Source organism: Rhizobium sp. BR 250 (genome assembly GCF_047445855.1).
GTDB classification, from domain to species: Bacteria; Pseudomonadota; Alphaproteobacteria; order Rhizobiales; family Rhizobiaceae; genus Agrobacterium; species Agrobacterium tumefaciens_I.
This window is the reverse complement of record NZ_JARWKW010000007.1, coordinates 44,945-65,418: the sequence shown is the minus strand read 5'-3', so window position 1 is coordinate 65,418 and position 20,474 is coordinate 44,945. Positions and strand designations below refer to the sequence as shown.

The following is a 20,474-nucleotide window of genomic DNA, read 5'->3' as shown; positions in this document are numbered from 1 at the left end:
GGCAGGGCCTCTTACAATCAATGAAAGGCGATATCGCCGATGACCCGCACGCGAACCCGCCGCGCGCCACCAGGCAGATAGGCAATCGGGATATCCTCCACCTCAAGCGTCTTGAGGCTTGCCCGCTCTGCGCCAGACGCAACCGCCGCGTTCTGCGCCTCGGTCTCGGCTTTCGCAAGGGCCTCGTCGCGGCCCAGGCCGGAAAAGACCTGGTCGACTTCGCCGGAAACCTGCGCCATGGCCGCGCCGAGCGCATTGGCAATGCCGGCATTTTCCACACGCAGCACTTCCGACGCACCCGGAACCGTCTCGGGGATCAGGAATGCCCCGCCGCCGACCGCAACCAGCGGCACGTCTTCCGCAGACGTTTTCATCTGGTCGAAGCTGTCGGCCACCATGTCACGGATGCGTTGAAGCGTGGCCTGCACGAAAGCCGGATCAAGGTCTTTCACACGGTCACGGTCGCCCATCTCGATGAGGCCTGCGGCAACGGCGATATCCGATGTCGTCAGGGTCTCACCGCCGAAAACGCGGGCTTCCGTCAGGATGCGATAACCGACCGAGCGCGGACCGATCTTGCCTGTTTCAGGGTCGACGATGGTGCCGCCGCCGAGTGCAATCGGCAGAAGATCGGGCATACGGAAGAGCGTGCGCACCCCGCCAATATGGACGATATTGTTCGCCTCCCGCGGAAAACCGCCAACAAGACAGCCGATATCGGAGGTGGTGCCGCCGACATCCACCACCATGGCATCGGAAAGCCCGGTGAGGAAGGCAGCACCGCGCATCGAATTGGTCGGGCCGGAGGCGAAGCTGTGCACGGGGTTGGCGGCGGCCACATCCGCGAGCGCCACGGTACCGTCATTTTGGGTCAGATAGAACGGCGCCTTCACGCCCGCTTCGCGCAGCGCATCCGAAAATGCCTGAACCGTGGTCTTGCCAAGCGTTTGCAGCGCTGCGTTCAGAAGGGCGACGTTCTCGCGCTCCAGAAGCCCGATGCGGCCAAGCGTATGGGAAAGCGTGATGCGTGCATCGGGAATGACCGAACGGACGATTTCCGCCGCCTTGACCTCGCATTCCGTCGTCAACGGCGAGAAGGTTGCCGAAATGGCGATGGCGGTGATGCCCGCATCGCGGATTTTCATCGCCGCTTCACGGATTTCATCGGGAACCATCGGCACCAGCGGGCTGCCGTCATATTCATGGCCGCCGTGGACCATGAAGATCAGCGGATCGACGGCATCACGCAAATCCTTAGGCCAGTCACACATGGGCGGCAGTGAGGAACCCGTTGGCAAGGCAATGCGGATCGCCGCAACCCGCTCAAGCCGGGCGCGTTCCACCACCGCATTGGTGAAATGGGTGGTGCCGATCATCACGGCATCGATCGGCCGGTCCGCCGCGCCGACATAGCCAGCCACATGGGCAAGTGCCGCCTTTACGCCGGACAGGACATCCTGCGTGGTCGGGACCTTGATGGAAGCGACGATGGTGTCTCCATCGATCAGAACGGCATCCGTATTGGTGCCGCCAACGTCAATACCGATGCGTTTCATGGGAATACCGATCTGAAGTCAATGTCATAACCGAAGGAGCGCGGGCCGACGGCGGCGATGCCGGCAGGTGTCGTCAAAAGTTCCGGCGCGGGCAGGGCGACAACCGTGACACGCTGGCCGTAACGCACCGATTCTGTGCCGATGGCGCCGCCGGAAACCGTGTCGAGAAGGCAGAGCAGGTCAGGCGTCATGCCGACCGGCTGGCCATCGCGGAAGGCGACCGCCCATTCGTTCTGGAAGGCCAGCTCCATGCGCGAACCGCGGTCGGCATCAATGCCTTCGATGGTGGTGCTGCCGCGCAGGAAACCACCCGTGGTCTCGCGGGCGACATCCACAACCTTGCCGCGGAACAGCTGCTTGCCGCCCTCATGGTCGAGAACCGCCTGAACCGGATCGTCATGGCGCGCACGCGCCTCCATCACAGCGCGCCCAAGGTCAGTCGCCTTGGTGACGGTGTAATGAATGCCCCATTCCTTCACTTCCTTGCCGGTGCGCGGCGCCTTGCAGGTGGCGGCTGTGGAGCCGACTTCGGTGCAGACCTTGCGCGAGATGCGCTCCATCCATTTCCAGGAGGCGGCCCGCGTCACGATCACCTCGTTGTCGCGCACATCGACCAGCGACAGCGGGAACATCGGCAGGTTGCCGATGGCGAAGGATGTCATCTGCGCTTCCGGATAGGCGCGTCCCATGGCATCGGCATTAACGACCGGCCGGTCGAGCACGGCGGCGGCGAGGAAGGACGACAGCGCGTTCGAACCGCCGATTTCAACGCTCATGATCGCCCGGAACGGTTTGCCGAGATAATCCTCCATCACCTCGACAGCGCGGGCGAGATGCACGGGATCCCCCAGCCGCTCCTGACCGACAAGCGGTGCGCCCATCTTGGAGACGACAGCAACCATATCGTCATCGGCAAGCGCCATCGGGTCCATCACCTTCACCCGTCGTCCCTCGGCATAGAGGCGGCGCAGATTGAGCGTCGAGATATAGGGATTGCCGCCACCGCCCGTTCCCAGAATCCAGGCGCCGGTGGCCAGAGGTTCGATATCGTCTTCGGAAAATTCCTGGATCATGCGTCATCCTCGGGCATGCCACAGCCTTTCCGGCCGCAAGCGATGCTCCTTCCCTTTGAAGTTCCAAGTCTGGCCAACCCCGCCTTTGTGGCGGGGCCGGTTTTCATCAGGCGGAGATCACTCCGCCTTGCAGTCCCAATGGAAATTGGAGAAGTTCAGGTCCCAGCTCTGCATGGGAATGAACTCGTAACCCTGAAGGCACTTGTTCGCCGCATAACGGCGGTTCGGCGCAACCGCCCAGACGTCCGGCTGAAGGTCGGCGATCTTCGTCTGCAGTTCCTTGTAGGTGGCGTTCTGCTCGTTGACATCGGTGGTGGCGCGAACCTTGTCGATCAGGCCGTCGATTTCCGCATTCTGCAACCATTCCATCGACATCCAGGTGCCGGAAGCCTTGGAATGATACTGGTTGTAGAACATCGCGTCCGGCGACGGATAGGTCGGCGAAATGTTCACCTGCGTCGATGCCGGCGTCGTTTCCGGCTTGGAAGACAGCTCGACGATGCGGTTCCACGGCTCCGGCTTGATATCGAGCGTGATGCCGATCTGCTCGAGGCTGGACTGCAACAGCAACGCCACTTCGGCCTCGAAGGCGAGCGACGCGACATAGCTGTTGACCAGCGTGATCTTCTGGCCGGCATATTTCGACTTGGCCAGTTCTTCCTTGGCTTTTTCAAGGTCGTAGACGCCCGGCTGGATATCGCCGTTATGCGCATCCTTGAACGCGTCGGAAAGCGGTCCCTTCATATCGAAGCCCGGATAGATCACTTCCTGGATCGTCTTGTAGTCGGTCGCATAGGCGATGGCGCGGCGCACATGAACGTCATCGGTTGGATAGACCTTGGTGTTGAGCTTGATGACGAAACCGCCGGCGGTGCGGGTCTGGATCAGCTTGTAACCCTTCATCCGGCCGATGGATTCATAGGTGTCGTTGCCAAGACCGTGCGAGGAAAGGCCGAGTTCGCCCTTTTCCGCCAGCGCCTTGACGGTGGCGTCGTCGCTGGTCTGCACGAAGCGCACTTCATCGATCGGCTTGCCCTTCGTCCAGCCGAGGAAATAATCGGCATTGCGGGCGATGACCATATCGGCGGAACGATTGTAGCTGACGAGCTTGTAGGGGCCGGAACCGGCGGAATGTTCACCCACATAGGCTTCGCCCCATTTGTCTTCCGGCTTGGCATTGGCTTCGATCAGCGTCTTGTTCATCGCCATCATCAAGGGCGTTGCCGCCATGAAGGGCGAGAACTGGCGCTCGATCTTCATCACCAGCGTCGCATCGTCTGGCGCGGTGACGTTTTCGGGCTTCAGCACGCCAACGATGAGGTTCGACGGGCCCTTGTTGATGCCGAGCAGGCGCTGGATCGACCAGGCAAGATCGGCAGCCTTCACCGCCGTGCCGTCCTGAAACTTCGCATCGTCGCGCAGGTGGAAGGTGTAGGTCAGGCCGTCTTGCGAAATCTCCCAGGATTTCGCCAGATGCGGCACGATCTCGCCCTTGGCGTTCACCGTGGTCAGGCCGTCATACATGTTCACGATGGCCATGTAGCCGGTGTAATCAGTCACCTTCGCCGGGTCGAGCGAGCTGAATATCTGCATGGTGTTGACCGCAACCGACACCTTGTCTTCCGCAAGGGCTGCGGAAGAGATAAGCGGCAGCACGAGCGCCGTACCGAGCGCCAGCGCGGCGAGACGGGAAGAAAGTACAGGCATTTTCATTATCGTTCTCCTCTTTATTGCGGGTCATTGGCCCGCTTATGGTTAGGCAGCCTTGCTGACCGGGACGGGCAGCGGTGAGAAAGGAATGTCCGGATAACCGAAGGCCGCCGGCCCGACGACCTCAAGCGCGCGGGCGCTGCGCAGCAGGTCATGGCAGGGGATGGCGATGACGGCCACGCGCTGGCCATAACGCAGCACTTCGGTGGTGATCGGATAACCCGTGTCGACATCGAGCAGGACGATCAGGTCGGGAACCGTCACTTCCACCTTGCCGTCACGGGAAAACAGCAGGAACTCGTTCTGGATGGCGACGCCAGCCGTCTGGCCGGCGCAATCGTCGAAACCGGACAGCGTAAGATCGCCAACCGCGAAACCGCCGCGCAGGTGGCGCTTCAGATCGGTGATTTTGCCGTTGAAGATGCGCCGTCCGCCTTCCAGCGCGCAGACCGCGGCAATCGGGTCTTCCTGCTGTTTGCGGGCGCGGATCACCGCCTCACCGATGGCGATCGCCTTGGTGTAGGTTTTCGGAATGCCATACTGGTGCACGTAATGCGCCTGCATCGGCGCGGTCGCCAGCATCGCGCCGCCGCCCTGCGAAACGACGCAGGCGCGCGCCATGCGTTCGTGCCAGACTTCTGAAACGGCATGGCTGAAAATGACGGCATTGCCGTGCAGATCGCACATCACCGATGGCGTGGAACTATGGCCATAGATGGAGAAGGTGGTCATCTGCATTTCCGGGAAAGCCCGGCCCATGCCATCGCAATCGAGGATCGGCAGGCCACCCAGCGCCGCAGTCACCAGCGGGTTCATGGAATTGGAACCGCCGATTTCCTCGCAGACGATGGCGTCGACCGGCGTGCGGATCAACTCCTCCATCGCCCGCAGGCAACGCAGGCCCTCGCGGCCTTCGCGAATGCGTTCGACACCAACCACAGGTGCGCCGATGCCGCCGATCGACATGCAGAGCGCGTCCGGCTCGATGGCGTCGGTTGCGAGGATCTTCATTTCGTAACCGGCCTTCATGGCTTCCAGCGCCAAAAGCTTGCCAAGATACGGATTGCCGCCGCCGCCCGTGCCGAGAATGCCGGCACCGATTTCCAGCGCGTCGAGATCTTCACGGGTCAGCGTCCGCAATGCCGCTTCGTCATATTTCAGCTTGCGTGTCTCAGCCATGATTGGCTCCCATTTCTCCAACAACTTTCACATGAATGCGGGTGGCATTGCCGGGCAGGTAGGCAAGCGGCATGTCCTCGCGCTCGATGACTTCCAGCGTTTCGGCAATCGCGCCGGCGGCAATCGCCTTCTCGCGAGCCTCCGCTTCCGCCTCGGCCAGTGCGCTCTCTCGCGTGCGTCCCTCGATCAGCGAGAAGACCCGGTCGGTCTCGCCGCTGATCTGCGCGATCGCTGCGCCAACGGCATTGGCCACCGCGAAATTCTCAGGCCGGATGACCTCCAGGTCACCGATACGATCCGGCATCAGGATGGAACCACCGCCAACGGCGATCACCGGCACCGGTGACGACGAGATGCGGCTGCGCTCCACGCAGGCCTCAAGCATGTCGTTGATCTTGCCGACCGCCGCATCCACGAGCTTCTTGTCGAGGCTGGAAACCAGTGCCTTTTCGCCAACATCCGCTTTGCCGGAGGCAACCGCGATATCGGTCGCTGTCAGGGTCGAGCCACCGAAGCAGAGCGCCTCGCGGCGGACGCGGTAACCGACGGATTTCGGGCCGACGGTCAGGCCGTGATCGCCATTGACCACCAGCGAACCACCACCGAGACCGATGGAGAAGACATCAGGCATGCGAAAATTGGTGCGCACGCCGCCAATATCCACCGTGGTCGAGGCCTGACGCGGAAAACCGTGCGACAGCGAACCGACATCGGAGGTGGTGCCGCCGACATCCACCACCACGGCATCCTTGAGGCCGGTGAGGAAAGCCGCACCGCGCATGGAATTCGTCGGGCCGGACGCGAAGGTAAGCACGGGGAAACCGCGCACCACATCCGCCGCCATCAGCGTGCCGTCGTTCTGCGTGATGTAGAACGGGCAGGGGATGCCCGCCGCCTTCAGCGCCTCGCCGAAAGCCGCAACGGTGCGGTCGGCAAGCGACAGCAGGCTGGCATTCATGATTGCAGCACTTTCACGCGCAAGCAGGCCGTGACGGCCAATATCCTTGGACATCACCACCGGCAGGCCGGGGCAGCGTTCCTGCAGGATTTCCTTCGTCCGCAGCTCCATCGCATCATTGATGCCGCTGAAAACGCAGGTGACGGCAGCGGCCTTCAGGCCCTTGGCACGGATATCGGCGGCGATACGGACGATCTGATCCTCATCGAGCGGCGAAATCTCGCGGCCGTCGAACTCGTAACCGCCACGTACTTGGTAACCGTGGTTGCCGACGATTTCCTTCAGATCGTCGGGCCAGTCGACCATGGGCGGCAGGCCGGCGCCGGAAGGCAGCCCGAGACGGATGGCGGCCACCTCATCCATATGCCGGCGCTCGATCACCGCATTGGTGAAATGCGTGGTGCCGATCATTACGGCGCCGATGCGCGCCCGGTCGATGCCCGACGCCTCGATGACCTTTTCAAGGGCTTCGATGACACCGGATGTCACATCCTCTGTCGTGGAGGCCTTCACCCCCGCCAGAACGGTTTTATCCTGCAACACAACGGCATCGGTATTCGTGCCGCCGACGTCAATTCCAACGCGATACACGTCAGGCTCCTCTTTCATCAATCGGTCGTTTTTACGAGGAAGCGCATGCGCTCTTCCTCGGTCACGGTGGGTTTGAGACGTTCTTCCTCGTCGGTGACGACGGGGATGGCCGCGATCAGGGCGCGGGTATAGGGATGCGACGGCTCGGCGAAGACCGCCGACGTCACGCCCTCCTCGACAATTTCGCCGCGCAGCATGATGGCAATGCGCGAACAGAAATTGCGCATCAGCGACAGGTCATGCGAGATCATCAGATAGGTCAGGCCAAGCTCATCGCGCAGCTGCAGCAGAAGGTCGATCACCGTCTTCTGCACGGAGACATCGAGCGCCGCCGTCGGCTCGTCGAGGATGAGGATTTTCGGCTCGGCCGCGAGCGCGCGGGCAATCGCCACACGCTGCTTCTGGCCGCCGGAAAGCTCGTGCGGATATTTGCCGAGATAGGATTGCGGCAACCGTACCAGCCCCATCAGTTCCTGCATGCGGCTTTCACGCGTCTGCCCGTCCATGCCGATGGATTTCAGCGGCAGGGCAAGCGTCTGTTTCACCGTGCGCTTCGGATTGAGCGAGGTGCCCGGGTTTTGATAGACGATCTGCGTCAGCCGCTTGCCACGCTCAGGCGCCGGGGCGTCGATCACCAGATTGCCGGAGGTGGGGCGCGACAGGCCCATGATCATGCGCGCGACCGAGGTCTTGCCGGAGCCGGATTCACCCGCCAGACCGAAAACTTCACCTTCCTTGAGCGTCAGGTTCACATCCCGCACGGCGTGATAACCGTTGCGCCTGCCGTAAATCTTGTTCAGTCCTTCAATCGTCACGATGGGCGAGCGCGTGCTTTGCACCAGATCGGTAACGCGCGGGCCATAGAGCGGCGGCACGGCGTCCAGCAGCGAACGCGTATAATCCTCGGCAGGTGCATGCAGGATTTGTGTGCATGGACCGGTCTCGACGATATCGCCGTGATGCATGACCACGACCCGGTCCGCCACCTTGCGCACGACGCCGAGATTGTGGGTGATCATCAGCAGCGCCATGTTTTCTTCGGCAACCAGCTGGTTGATGAGGTTGAGGATTTCGTCCTGCGTCGTGACGTCGAGCGCGGTGCCCGGTTCGTCGGCGATCAGCAGCTTCGGCTGGTGCAGCAGGGCGAGCCCGATCAGCACGCGCTGGCGCATGCCGCCCGAAAGCTCGGACGGATAGGCGTTCATCACCCGCTCGGTATCGGCAAGCTGTACCCGGCGCAGAACCGCTGCGATGCGGTTGCGGCGCTCCGCCTTCGACGAATTGATGCCGTCGCGCTTGTCGGCAAAACGCATGACATCATCGAGATGCGTGCCGATCCTGAAGACCGGATTGAAGGAGGAGAGCGGGTCCTGCATGATCAGCGAAAAGGCCGTACCCTTCAGGGCTTCACGTTCCCTGCGCGGCATGGACAGCACATCCCGGCCATCGATGACGATCGCGCCGGCGGTGATCGCGGCATTTTTCGGCAGGGTGCCGATGATCGCCTTGGCGGTGACCGATTTGCCCGATCCGGTTTCGCCGATCAGCGCCACGCGCTCGCCGGCGGCTACCGTGAAGGCGACGTCGCGTAGCACCTGCCGGGTACGGCCGTAATTGGTGAAGGTGACGTTGAGGTTTTCGACCTTGAGAAGCGGTTCAGTCATGGCCTTAGCTTTCCACGTCGAACATGTCGCGCAGGCCGTCGCCCAGCAGATTGAAACCCAGCGTCACGTAAAGCACGGCCGCACCGGGGCAGAGCACTTCCCACCAGAAATCCGGCATGAACTGGCGCCCGTCGGCAACCATTGATCCAAGGTCGGGTGTCGGCGGCTTGACGCCGAAACCGAGGAAGCTGAGCGTCGCGCCGAACAGGATGACGAAGGCGGCGTCCAGCGTCGTCTTGACCGATATGACCGAGACGCAATTGGGCAGGATTTCGCGAAAGAGGATGTGCAGCGGGCCTGCACCGGCAAGACGCGCCGCCTCGATGTAATCTTCCGAGGCAATGGACTTCGATACCGAATAGATCAGCCGCGCATGCCAGGTCCACCATAGCAGCGTGATCGCGATCATCGCGTTCATCAGCGTCGGTTCCAGGAGGTTTGAGACCGCCAGCGCCATGACGAGCGGCGGCATGGCCAGCATCACATTCGTCAGACCGCTGATGAGTTTTTCGGTCCAGCCGCCGAAATATCCAGCGATGAGGCCAAGCACCGTGCCAACAGGTACCGAAATGCCGAGCACGCCGATGACGAGAAGGAGGGAAACACGCAGCCCGAAGATGGTGCGGGAAAAGATATCGCGCCCGGCCTTGTCGGTGCCGAACCAGTGCTCCAGATCCGGCGGCATATGGCGGGCGCGGAAATCGACGACCGCGCCGATATGTTTCGGATAGGGCGTGAGCCATGGCGCAAAGACCGCCAGCACCAGCACCGAGAGCAGGATCAGCGAGCCGATGACCGCCGCCGGATTGCGGCTGAAGCGATACCACATCATATAACCGGCGCTTAGACCGCGATCGGTGGGTTCGAGCATTTTCATATCAGCCATCAGCGAGCCTCCTTGCGGCGCAGGCGCGGGTCGATGATCGAGATCAGGACATCCACGATCAGGTTCGCAACGATGAAGAACAGGCCGGCCACCAGCACCACGGCGGTCACGGCATTGAGGTCTTTTTGCAGGATGGCGTTCAGCCCGTAGGAGGCGAAACCGCCCCAGGCGAAAACCATTTCGATCACGAAGGCATTGCCGATCAGAGACGCAAATTCGAGACCCATGATCGTCAGCGGCGCGATGGAAGAGAGTTTCAGCAGGTAACGGAAGATGATGACCCGCTCCGGCACACCGAAGCTTTGCAGGGTCAGCACATGGTCCTTGCGCTGGTTTTCAATCATCGAGGAGCGGGTAATGCGGGTGATCTGGCCGATGCCGGCCATGGAAAGCGCAAAAGCCGGCAGTGCGAGATGTTTCAGCGCATCGAGTACGACGTCGAAACGTCCGGCCAGCATGCCATCCACAAGGATGAAACCGGTCGGGCCGCCTTGCCAGCCGAGCGAGTGATCGAGCCTGCCGATGATCGGCCAGCCGGAGAGGAACCGGGCGGCCAGCAATTGCAGCGTGATGGCGAAAAGAAAGCTCGGGATCGTCACCCCGGTGAGCGACAGGATACGGCCGATATGGTCCAGCGGCCGGTCGCGGTAATGTGCGGTGATGACACCGAGGGGTATGGCGACGGCGAACATGAAGATGACAGAGACCAGCACCAGCTCCACGGTGGCGGGAACGGTCTGCGCCAGATCGGTGGTGACGGGACGCTGGGAAACCAGCGAGAAGCCCAGATCGCCATGCAGCGCATTGCCGATATAATCGAGATACTGGACGGCGAGCGGCTTATCGAGACCCATCTGTCCACGCAGCGCATCCACCTGCTCCTGCGTTGCTGCCGGCCCCAGCGCCATGCGGGCGGGATCTCCCGGCACCACGCGGGCGAGCACGAAAATCATGACGGACAGGGCAATCATGACCAGCACGAAGGTGCCGAGCCTGTTCAAAATCGCGATCAGCGGATGTTGCTGCATCGGTGGAACGTTCCTTGTGCATCGGTTGGCTAAGCACAAGTTTTCATCGTCAACGCATTTCAACAATCTCCAAAAGGTATAGTTTTTTGAAAGATTGGTATAGGTTTTGATGCTTAAATCTTTTATCCCTCGTGAATGTTGCTTTTGCCCCGTACCCGCCTTTGCCGTCGTATCGCCCGCGAAACCGTGGGCGTCATTTTCCTGCGGGCCCCGGCAGGAGCGGGAAAAAGCGTGCTGCTGGAGATGCTCGCGCAGGAACTGGGCACCACCATATGCCGCACCCACCAGCCGCGAAGCGACGAGGTGGCGGATGGCTGCCTTCTGTGGGATGTGCCGGTTTTTGCACGGGCAGCGCGTATGCCTGCCGGCATCCTGGAATCAGTGCGTTTTGTGGTCATCGCCTGCCGCCCCGATCAACGGATCAGCGGGCTGGCGCGACAAATCCTGCATCGCGGCTCGCTCACCATTGGACCGGATGAACTGGCGCTGGGGAACGATGAAACCGAAAGCCTGCCATTCGAACAGCGACGCATTGCCCTTGAGGATTTTGCGGGATGGCCGGCCTTCCTGGCGTTGGCCCGGCACCCGGACGAAACGCTGTGCGCTGAGTATCTGCGGGAAAACTACCTGCCGCATCTTTCTCCCGCCCAGACGGTCGAGCTTTGCTTCTGGCTCGAGAATCCGTCTGTGGAACCCAGGGCGGAGTGGACAGAATTGCTCCCACCTTTCGTCACCCGACGTCCCGAACATCATCCCACGCTCATACGACTTTTGACCCTGGCGGCGCGCGACCGTCTCGCCACCCTGCAGGCCGGTAGCGCCGTGGTGGAGGTCGCGTCCGCTTTTGAGAGGGCAGGGAAGTCGCTTGCGGCGATGGCGATGCTGCTCGACAGGGGCTATGAGACACACGCCGCACAAATGCTTGAACGCGCGCATGGCCGTGAACTGATCTACCGAAGCAGCGTCGACAGGTTTCGTGAGATCATCATGCGGTTCTCACAGGATATGATCGCGACGAATGAAACCGTGCTTTTCGCCGTGACCCGCGCCCTGCTGAAACAGGGGGAGTTGCAGCGCGTGCGGCATCTGGTCGGCAAAAGCCTCGGGTCGGACTATCTCGATCCGCTGAAAGTGCTTTCCCGGGACTCGCGGTTTTCTTTCGCCGCCCGAACCTTCCGGCTGAACCTGATGATCGCCGAGGATCTGACGCCCAATGACGCGATGATAACGCGCCTCGGCGAATTCATGGCCGATTATCCGTTGGACGATCACGGCAAGTGGGCAGCCTACTACAATGCGTTGCTTGAATTCGAAATCCGCCGCCGCAATTTTCGCGAGGCGGAGGCCGCTGCCGCCCGCGCCCTCATCTGTCTGCGCAAGATGGGTGGGCAGCCTTTGCTTGAATTCTTCATCCACCTGCACCAGATCGTGCTGCGGCTGATGAGCGGTGACGTGCTTCTGGCTCGCCGGGCGGCGCAGGAGGCTCGCGCCAGGCTGGAACAGGTGCCGCATGATGCCGTGCAGGAGTTCCGGATGTTGCGGCTGGCGGAGGCCTGTCTCGCCTATGAGGCGGGAAAGCCGCGCGACCTGCTGCATTTCGTTGAGCACGAATTCGATCAATTCGCCGCCGCCGAAATCTGGCCAAGCCTGATGCAGTTTGCGCTGTTTTATGCCTCGCAGGTGCTCATCGATCATTTTCCGATGACCGTCCGTGCGGGTTTTCTGGACGGCCTTTGGATCCATCTGTCGGAAGGGCTTCAGTTTCATGCGATGATGGAGATCAGGACGGCCATCGCCTATCAGAATGCCAATCGCTGGGCGGATGCTGCGGCCACTCTTTCGGCAATCCGTATGCCGATGGGCCGCAACTGGGTGGAAAGCGCGCATGAGGACCTGTCAAGGCTGACGCGCCGTGATGAAATCGCCTACGTCATGGCGTGGCTGCGCGACGCCGTGCATCTTTTCACGCCGCGTGCCTATCTCTCTCGCCAGATAGACGCGATGATCGCCAATCCCAAGGTTACCAACCGGGAAAAAGTGGCACTCAGGATCTGGCAGAGCTATGCCGCGCATCAGCGCCGCGACAATGCCGCTGCCCGGGCGCATATTCTCACAGCCCTTGAATCGGCGACCCGCCTTGGCTGCAGGGGTGTGTTGTCGGAGGAGCGAGTCTTCCTGTCACCGCTCTTGAACAATCGTCGCATCCGCAGTTTCATCGAGACCTCTTCCGATGTCCGCACTGCGCTGTCGATATTCGCCGACTCGGTAAACTCCCCGCAGGCACGCGCCCTGCATGGCGGGCTTTCCCAGAGGGAAGCGCAGATGCTGCAGCTGCTTGCCAGCGGTATGTCGAACAAGAAGATCGCGCAGACGCTGAACATCTCGGAAGTGACGGTGAAGTTTCACCTGGGCAACCTTTTCCGTAAGCTCGATTGCAAGCGGCGCTCTGAAGCCATTCGAGCAGCAAAGGCGCTGGATTGGCTTTAATGTGTTAGTGCTGATCTTCCCTGGTTAAATGTCCTGGAGCTTGTCTTTCGGTTATAAGTAATTCGAACGTGACACAGACGGGGTTTTTGCCGCGCACCAGCCGCCCGCCGCTGATATGCTTGGTAAGATCGACCATCGAAATATCCAGCGTCGCCTGGTCACGGCCCACAGAGGAGTGGCCGATACGCCCATCGCGGATGAGGATTTCGCTGGCATACGCGGTGAGGCTCGTCCCGTCGTCATAATCCGCACCGATCAGGCTTCCGATACCATCGACTTTGGCCTCCCGGAGGCCAAATTGCGCGGCAGCCGTTTCAATTGCCTCGCAGATATCTGTATTGGGCCGCACCGTGCATAACAGCGCCCGTAATCCTGACGCCACGCGGCTGCGAGGTCGTGCGACTGGTGTGAAGAGGGGGAAATTGGTTTCCTCATCCTTCTGGACGTCGAGGATCGCACCATCCAGCGCCAGCGCCTCAAGCGGCGTTTCCCCGGCAAATTCGGACTCGAAGGGTAAAAGATGCCCCATCGAGACGATGCCGTCGGCGCTTCTCCATGAACCGTGGCAGTGCAGAAACGGCTTTCCATCGCGCCGGCCCATATGCAGGCCAGCATCGAGAATAATGCCGCCGGGCATGGAAAAGGTTTCGCTATACCACGCGGCATGTGTGTCATCTGGTGCCGCCGCGGGCATGACGTAATGCAGTCGCTTCATCGGCACGTTTTTCAGTCTGACGTAACCGCCCTCGAAGCCCAGCTGCGCAAAGGCCCCGCCAATCGCCTCATTGACGCTGAGGCCGGGACTTGCCGTCAGAGCGACGGGATGCGCGTGACAGCCGATTGCGCGAAAACGTTCGGGCGTTATCGGGCCGGGATGGACGATCCGACGGGTAAGCGCTGATGTGCCCGTGTCGATCATACCGCAAGCCCGGCAGTAATGAAGCCGCCGTCCACGGCAAGCACCTGGCCGTTGACGTAGCTCGCGTCCTCCGACACGAGGAACGCCACGGCGGAGGCGATCTCGTCCGTCCGGCCATAGCGATGCATGGGAACGCGGCTATGCCATTGGCTACGCACATTCTCCGTATGAACGGCCTGGGTGAGGGGGGTATCCACAGGACCGGGAGCAATTGCATTGACGCGGATGCCGGATTGCCCCAGTTCGTTTGCCATCACCATCGTGAGGAGATTAACCCCGCCTTTCGACGCACCATAGGCGCTGCGGCCGCGATTGCCGCACATGCCGGAGACTGAGCTGATATTAACGATGGAGCCGGCAATATCGCGCTCCAGCCAGTAACGTGCGGCGGCGCGCGCTACCGCGAAGCTGCCGACGAGATTGACATCGACGATGCGCCGAAATTCCTCGACGCTGGTTTCGATGGAGAGCTTGTCGATGCCGATGCCGGCGCTGTTGACGACGGCCACCAGATCCCGGGCGTGATCCGTGCCGCCCGAGGTCAAGGCGGCGAAAGCCTGCTCAATCGACGCCTCGTCCGCCACGTTGCAGACGATGCCGCGCGCCCCATCGATGCCGAGCTTTTCGCAGGCTGCATCCAGTGCCTCGCGTTTGAGGTCCAGCAGCCAGGGTTGCCAGCCGCGCTCCATCAGAAGCTGTGCGGTGGAAAAACCGATGCCGGATGCGCCGCCGGTGATTGCGACAGCGCCTTTTGTCCCTGTCATCTGCTGTGTCATGCCGTCTCCTCCGGGTTGATTGCAATGTCGTCAGCCTGTCCGCTTTTCCTCGAAAGCCGGCATCTGGCCCCGTTTTTCCAGCTCCTCGCGGATCATTTTCTTGGTGATCTTGCCATAGGCGGATTTCGGCATGGCGTCCCAGAACACCACGGTTTTCGGCAGCTTGTAGCGGGCCATCTTGCCTTCGAGATAGGCTTTGAGGTCGATGCCTGCGATGTCCGCGCCCGCGCGCGCCACACAAACTGCCACGCCCACCTCGCCCCACACCGCGTCGGGCACGCCCAGAACCGCAGTCTCGCTGATATCGGGGTGCATGAGGATTTTCTCTTCGATCTCCCGAGGATAGATGTTCGACCCGCCCGAAATATACATGTCGGAGGCGCGGCCGGTGATATAGACGAAGCCGTTTTCATCTCGGTGGCCAAGGTCGCCGGTGCGAAACCAGCCATTGCGGAAGGCTTTGGCATTGGCCTCCGGGTTATCGTAGTAACCGGCGAAAACGGCAGGGCCGATCACGCAGATTTCACCGGTTTCGCCTGCACCAACCTCTTCTCCCGCCTCGTTCTGGATCTGGACTTCCATGCCGGTGCGGTCGAAACCGCAGGTGCCGACCCGCGCTTCTGGACCGTCTTCGTCGCTATGGAATGCGGGAGGCAAAACCGTGATGTTGCCGGTGACTTCCCCAAGACCGAAATATTGCACCAGTACCGGACCGAGCTTTGCCAGCGCGCGTTTCTGATCGGCGCGATACATCGGCGCACCGGCATAGATGACGTAACGCAGCGATGAATGATCGTACTGATCGACGGATGCGTCTTCGATCAGCATCTTGAGAATGGTCGGCACAGTGAAGGCGTTGGTGATACGCCATTTTTCGATCAGCGCCCAGACGGCCGGGACATCGAGCCTTTCCGAAGCTGGAAGCACCGTTTTTGCGCCGTGCGCCACCTGGACCAGCTGATGGACGCCCGCGCCGTGTGAGAGCGGGGCGACAACGATGGATGCGTCGTCCGGCCCTGTCCCGGGCATCAGGTCGCAGAGATGGTTGGTAATGACAAAAGCCATCTGGCCGTGCGTGAGCACCGCGGCCTTTGGACGGCCAGTGGTGCCCGAGGTGAAGAAGAACCAGCAGGGGTCATCCCGGTTCACAGCTTCGCTCCTGACCCTCCGGCCCAGATGACGGGCGACGATCGCATCGTAATCCTCACCGAATTCCGCAGCGCCGATTGAAATGGTGAAATCGATCGAGGCTGCCGCACGACTTGCCGTCGCATGATCGGGAAAAGCGCTGGCGCAGATCATGCCGCGCGCGCCGCTCGCTTTTGCCAGATAGGCGACTTCATCGGGGGACTGGCGGTAGTTGGTCGGCACCCACACCGCACCCACCCTGAAGCAGGCGAACATGGATTCGAACATCTGGTTGTTATTGGAAGACTGCACCAGAATGCGGTCTCCCTTCGTGACGCCGAATTCAAGGACCAGCGCATGGGCCATGGCGTCGACCCGGGCTTCCATCTGAGCCCAGCTCCACGTCTTTTCGCCCCAGACGAAGCCGATATGATCGGGGTTACGACGTGCTGCCTGGGTGAGGAAATGCGAGAGATTCATCACCCGCGTGGTGGAGGGCGTTACCCCGCCCGCGGGATGCTGCACGGCGCTGGAAATCGTCATTTCACGCGCTCCATGATCGACACGTAATTGGCAACCGCAGTGCCCCCCATGTTGAAGACGCCAGCCAGCGAGGCATTCGGTATCTGCATGTCGCCCGCTTCGCCCATTAATTGCATCGCCGCCATGACGTGCATGGAGACGCCGGTCGCTCCGACGGGATGCCCCTTCGATTTAAGGCCTCCCGATGGATTGATCGGCAGGCGTCCGGTCTTCAACGCCGTGCCTTCCTGGACGACGCGGTGGCCTTCGCCGGGTTTTGCAAGTCCCATGGCCTCATACTCAATGAGTTCGGCGATGGTGAAGCAGTCATGCGTCTCAACCAAGGAAAGGTCGTCGAGCGTCGCTCCGGCGAGTTCGAGCGACCCCGCCCAGGCGCGGCGTGCGCCTTCAAACGCCAGCGGATCGCGGCGGCTGAGTGCCAGAATGTCGTTGACATGTTTGCGTCCGCGGAAACCAATCGCGCGGTTGAGTGTGGCCGCAGTTTCCTCGTCGACAAGAATGATCGCGGCAGCGCCATCGGAGATCAGCGAGCAGTCGGTGCGGCGCAGGGGGGCTGCGACATAGGGGTTCTTCTCCGATACCGTGTTACAGAATTCGAAGCCGAAATCCTTGCGCATATGCGCATAGGGGTTGACCGCGCCATTGGCATGGTTCTTGGCGGCAATCATCGCCAGTTCCGCGGAGCGGTCGCCATAACGCTGGAAATAGGCCTGGGCGATGCGCCCGAACTGGCCGGCAAAGCCGCCGCTAATATCGGCCTCTTCCGCCCGGTAGCAGGCAGAGAGCAGAATTTCGCCAACCTCCGCCGTCGGCAGCGCCGTCATTTTTTCAGCCCCGACGACGAGTGCAATCCGCCCGCGTCCGGCCTCGATGAAATCCATCGCGCTGTAAAGGGCGGCCGATCCTGTCGAGCAGGCATTTTCAAACCGCACCGCCGGCGTATAGGCAAGCCGCTCATCGCCCATTGCCACTAAAGCGCCCTGAAAATCCTGCTTTGAGAAGCCGTTATTCATCACGCCGACGAAAATGCCGTCGATATCGCCAGCGTCGATGCCGGCATGGTCCATGGCGGGCGCGACAACCGAGGCCATGAGTTGTTCGGTATTTTCAAGGGCCGATTTGCCAAAGGGCGAATGCGCCCAGCCGACGATCTGCGCTTTGCTCATTTGCTCGTTCTCCTTGTTTGCCGCTTCGTGTCGCCTTCGCCGCGCGTGCGGGCGCGGCTGGCCATCATTTCTGCGATACGTGTTTCGATGCGGGTCACTTCCTCGCGCAGCAGTGCTGCCAGTTCCGGCTGGCGCTCCGGCCGCATGCGGCTATCGACAGCGGCGATGCTCAGCGCGCCGGCAACCGTGCCATCCGGAGCGCGGATGGCGACGCCGATGCCCCAGGAGTTTGAAAGTATGAGGCCGGGATTGAGCGAATAACCGTTGGCTCTCGTCAACGCGACGTCGCGATACAGGCCATCGATGGTGATGCCGGGATAGTTCGCTGCGATGATCCCGCTATTGGCGGCGATAACGTCGTCCACTTCGGCATCCGGCAGGGCGGCAAGCATGGCTAGCGATCCTGCGCCGATACCGAGCGGGTGTTCGAATCCGGCCTGAAGCGCATGGGTTCGTACCGGCCAGGTGCCTTCCTCGCGGTATAGGCACAGCGCAAAAGTATCACGGCGCACGGACAGGAAGCTTGAATCCTCGGTGCGGCGGGAAATGCGCGTCAGTCCGTCCTGCGCCATCTGCAGAAGTCCAAATCGGCGCGATGACAGGCTGCCGAGAACATAGGCCTCTTCGCCGAGATAATAACGCCGCGTTTCCTCGTCCTGCTCGACAAGGCCGGCGCGGATCAGCGCCAGCAGCAGGCGACGGGCCGTGGGCTTGTTCAATCCGCTTTCGGTAACGATGACCGAAAGTGCCACGCCGCGTTCCGCGTGTCGCCCCACCATGGAGAGCAGCGCCAGCGCCCGGTCCACCGCGCGCGCACCTGTCAGATCTTTCTCTACCGGGATCGTTGTTATGGCCATATCAGGAAAATGCCCCCACGGCGCAACTCTGTCCGCCATCGACCGGCAAACAAATGCCGGTGATGAACTTCGCTTCATCGGATGCCAGAAAGGCGGCGGCACGGGCGATATCGAAGGCGTCACCCATGCGACCCACCGGCACTGCGGCGTTGCGCGCCGCCACCATATCTTCGACTGTCGCATATTGGCTGCTGATCTGCTTGTAGATCAGCGGAGTGTCGATCATGCCTGGCAGAATGCAATTGGCGCGAATGCCCTGCCGGGCATATTGCATGGCCAGCGCCACAGTCGCCTGGTTGACGGCGGCCTTCATCGCGTAATAGGCGAAATAAGGATAGCCGGTCCAGCGAATGGAGGCGAGCGAGGAGATATTGACGATGGCCCCGCTGCCCTGCGCCAGCATCACCGGCAGCACCGCCTTGGCGGTGCGATAGACGGAGCCGATGTTGAGATCGACCGAGGCGCGAAAACGTTCCTCGTCCAGCTCGACCGGGCCGCCCATATGCGTCACACCGACGTTGTTGTGCAGAATATCAATGCCGCCAAAGGCCTCGCAGGTGCGGGCGACCGTAGCCGATACAGACTGCAGCACGGTGACATCGGCAGCGATTGCAAGCGCCTCAAAGCCTTCACCGCGAATGATCTCGGCGGTCTCTTCAGCGGCCTCGGCGGAGAGATCGACACAGGCCACGCGCGCGCCTTCGCGGGCAAACTGCATGGCGGCGGCCTTGCCATTGCCAAACCCCGGACCCGATGATCCTGCGCCAAACACAAGCGCGCGTTTTCCCCTCAGGCGACCTGTCAAAACAGTCTCCATTCCAATGTCAGACATAAGCAAGTCGACCCCGCTGGAAGCGGGGCCAGTTGTTCAGAAGGCCGATCAGGTCAGGCTTGCGCCGACGGCTTTTTCGAGAATGGCCCAGGCTTCATCGCCATATTTGCCCTTCCACTCGGAATAGAAGCCCGCTTCCTTCAGCGCGGCGCGGAAGAGCGTCGCATCCGTGTCGTTGAAGGTCATGCCCTTGGAAACCAGATCTTCCTTTACCGAGGCATTCAGTTTTGCCACATCGGCGCGTTCATCCTTGCCGGACTGGTTGAGGTTCTTGGCAACGATGGCGCGCAGATCGTCCGGCAGCCGCTCCCAGGCGCGCTTGTTGGCCAGGAACCAGAAACCATCCCACATGTGGTTGGTCACCGAGCAGAATTTCTGCACTTCGAACAGCTTGGCGGTGGAAATGATTGCCAGCGGATTTTCCTGACCATCGACCACCCCGGTCTGCAGCGCCGTGTAGACTTCCGCGAAGTTGATCGAGGCAGGGGCCGATTTGAAGGCCTTGAACATCGAGGTCCAGAGCGGGCTTACCGGCACGCGGATCTTGAAGCTCTCGAGATCGGCCGGCGTGGCGATGGGCTTTGATGCGCTGGTGATCTGGCGGAAACCGTTATCCCAGATCGTATCCATGGCAACGAGGTTCTGCTTGGCAATTTCGCCGCGCACATATTTGCCGAGATCGCCATCCATGGCGGCCCAGACTGAATCATAATTCGGAAATGCGAAGCCGATGCCGCTGATCGAGGCGTTCGGCACCAGCGTCGACAGGATCAGCGGCGAAAGCGTGAAGAACTCGACGCCGCCCGAGCGCACCTGGCTCAGAACGTCCGTATCGGCGCCAAGCTGGCTGCTGGGGAAGATGCTGATATTGACCTGTCCGTCGGTTTCCTTGGCGATACGGTCGGCAGCCTCCTTGGCACGAATGTTCATGGGGTGCACGGCAGGCAGGTTGTTGGCATATTTGTAATTATACTGGGCAGCGCGGGCGCGCGATACGAAGGCGGTCGCCAGAACGGCGGAACCGGCGCCGGTAAGTATGGTACGTCTGTTGATATTCATTGCTTTTTCCTCCCAAAATAAAGCAGTCGTTTAATTGGCATGGCCGGATCACCCGCCATGAT

At 61.2% G+C, this 20,474-nt stretch carries 16 protein-coding genes; 1 reads left to right on the top strand and 15 read right to left on the bottom strand.

The window, feature by feature from the left end; all coding sequences use genetic code 11:
* Positions 1–17 precede the first annotated feature (17 nt).
* The 8 genes from QD336_RS13060 to QD336_RS13025 all read right to left on the bottom strand — a co-directional run bounded on the left by QD336_RS13060 (position 18) and on the right by QD336_RS13025 (position 10,645).
* The gene (locus tag QD336_RS13060) at positions 18–1,556 is read right to left on the bottom strand and encodes a hydantoinase/oxoprolinase N-terminal domain-containing protein (protein ID WP_499171005.1); all 1,539 of its coding nucleotides are present in this window, start codon (positions 1,554–1,556) and stop codon (positions 18–20) included.
* Positions 1,553–2,629, bottom strand: coding sequence for an S-methyl thiohydantoin desulfurase family protein (locus QD336_RS13055; protein WP_499171004.1), 1,077 nt, complete (start codon positions 2,627–2,629; stop codon positions 1,553–1,555). The genes QD336_RS13060 and QD336_RS13055 overlap by 4 nt, the downstream gene beginning before the upstream one ends.
* A gap of 117 nt (positions 2,630–2,746) precedes the next feature.
* A complete protein-coding gene (locus QD336_RS13050) occupies positions 2,747–4,342 on the bottom strand; it encodes an ABC transporter substrate-binding protein (RefSeq protein WP_269345688.1) in 1,596 nt (531 codons plus the stop codon).
* A 42-nt stretch (positions 4,343–4,384) separates the two neighbouring features.
* The gene (locus QD336_RS13045; RefSeq protein ID WP_004438394.1) at positions 4,385–5,518 is read right to left on the bottom strand and encodes an S-methyl thiohydantoin desulfurase family protein; all 1,134 of its coding nucleotides are present in this window, start codon (positions 5,516–5,518) and stop codon (positions 4,385–4,387) included.
* On the bottom strand, positions 5,511–7,067 hold the full coding sequence (locus tag QD336_RS13040; protein ID WP_499171003.1) for a hydantoinase/oxoprolinase N-terminal domain-containing protein: 1,557 nt from the start codon (positions 7,065–7,067) through the stop codon (positions 5,511–5,513). Before QD336_RS13040 ends, QD336_RS13045 begins: the two co-directional genes overlap by 8 nt.
* A 17-nt stretch (positions 7,068–7,084) precedes the next feature.
* Positions 7,085–8,731, bottom strand: coding sequence for a nickel ABC transporter ATP-binding protein NikE (gene nikE / locus QD336_RS13035; protein ID WP_499171002.1), 1,647 nt, complete (start codon positions 8,729–8,731; stop codon positions 7,085–7,087).
* 4 nt (positions 8,732–8,735) lie between these two features.
* Entirely contained in the window at positions 8,736–9,617 is an 882-nt protein-coding gene (locus tag QD336_RS13030; protein ID WP_020813268.1) for an ABC transporter permease, read from the bottom strand.
* Positions 9,617–10,645: an ABC transporter permease gene (locus QD336_RS13025; RefSeq protein ID WP_269345696.1), complete on the bottom strand. Its 1,029-nt coding sequence runs from the start codon at positions 10,643–10,645 to the stop codon at positions 9,617–9,619. Before QD336_RS13025 ends, QD336_RS13030 begins: the two co-directional genes overlap by 1 nt.
* A gap of 135 nt (positions 10,646–10,780) precedes the next feature.
* On the opposite strand from QD336_RS13025, the gene QD336_RS13020 reads away from it, so the two are divergent.
* Positions 10,781–13,132 carry a helix-turn-helix transcriptional regulator gene (locus QD336_RS13020; protein WP_499171001.1) on the top strand — a complete coding sequence of 784 codons (2,352 nt, stop codon included), beginning with the start codon at positions 10,781–10,783 and terminating at the stop codon, positions 13,130–13,132.
* Positions 13,133–13,136: 4 nt separating this feature from the next.
* Here QD336_RS13020 and QD336_RS13015 read toward each other — a convergent pair whose 3' ends face one another.
* From QD336_RS13015 to QD336_RS12985, 7 genes are all read right to left on the bottom strand, one after another.
* Positions 13,137–14,051 carry a PCC domain-containing protein gene (locus QD336_RS13015; protein ID WP_499171000.1) on the bottom strand — a complete coding sequence of 305 codons (915 nt, stop codon included), beginning with the start codon at positions 14,049–14,051 and terminating at the stop codon, positions 13,137–13,139.
* A complete protein-coding gene (locus QD336_RS13010) occupies positions 14,048–14,827 on the bottom strand; it encodes an SDR family NAD(P)-dependent oxidoreductase (protein WP_499170999.1) in 780 nt (259 codons plus the stop codon). The genes QD336_RS13015 and QD336_RS13010 overlap by 4 nt, the downstream gene beginning before the upstream one ends.
* A gap of 30 nt (positions 14,828–14,857) precedes the next feature.
* Positions 14,858–16,498 carry an acyl-CoA synthetase gene (locus QD336_RS13005; RefSeq protein WP_499170998.1) on the bottom strand — a complete coding sequence of 547 codons (1,641 nt, stop codon included), beginning with the start codon at positions 16,496–16,498 and terminating at the stop codon, positions 14,858–14,860.
* The gene (locus tag QD336_RS13000; protein WP_499170997.1) at positions 16,495–17,664 is read right to left on the bottom strand and encodes an acetyl-CoA acetyltransferase; all 1,170 of its coding nucleotides are present in this window, start codon (positions 17,662–17,664) and stop codon (positions 16,495–16,497) included. The genes QD336_RS13005 and QD336_RS13000 overlap by 4 nt, the downstream gene beginning before the upstream one ends.
* Entirely contained in the window at positions 17,661–18,521 is an 861-nt protein-coding gene (locus tag QD336_RS12995; RefSeq protein WP_499170996.1) for an IclR family transcriptional regulator, read from the bottom strand. Before QD336_RS12995 ends, QD336_RS13000 begins: the two co-directional genes overlap by 4 nt.
* Position 18,522: 1 nt before the next feature.
* A complete protein-coding gene (locus QD336_RS12990) occupies positions 18,523–19,326 on the bottom strand; it encodes an SDR family NAD(P)-dependent oxidoreductase (RefSeq protein ID WP_499170995.1) in 804 nt (267 codons plus the stop codon).
* 75 nt (positions 19,327–19,401) lie between these two features.
* On the bottom strand, positions 19,402–20,412 hold the full coding sequence (locus QD336_RS12985; protein ID WP_499170994.1) for a TRAP transporter substrate-binding protein: 1,011 nt from the start codon (positions 20,410–20,412) through the stop codon (positions 19,402–19,404).
* Positions 20,413–20,474 lie beyond the last annotated feature (62 nt).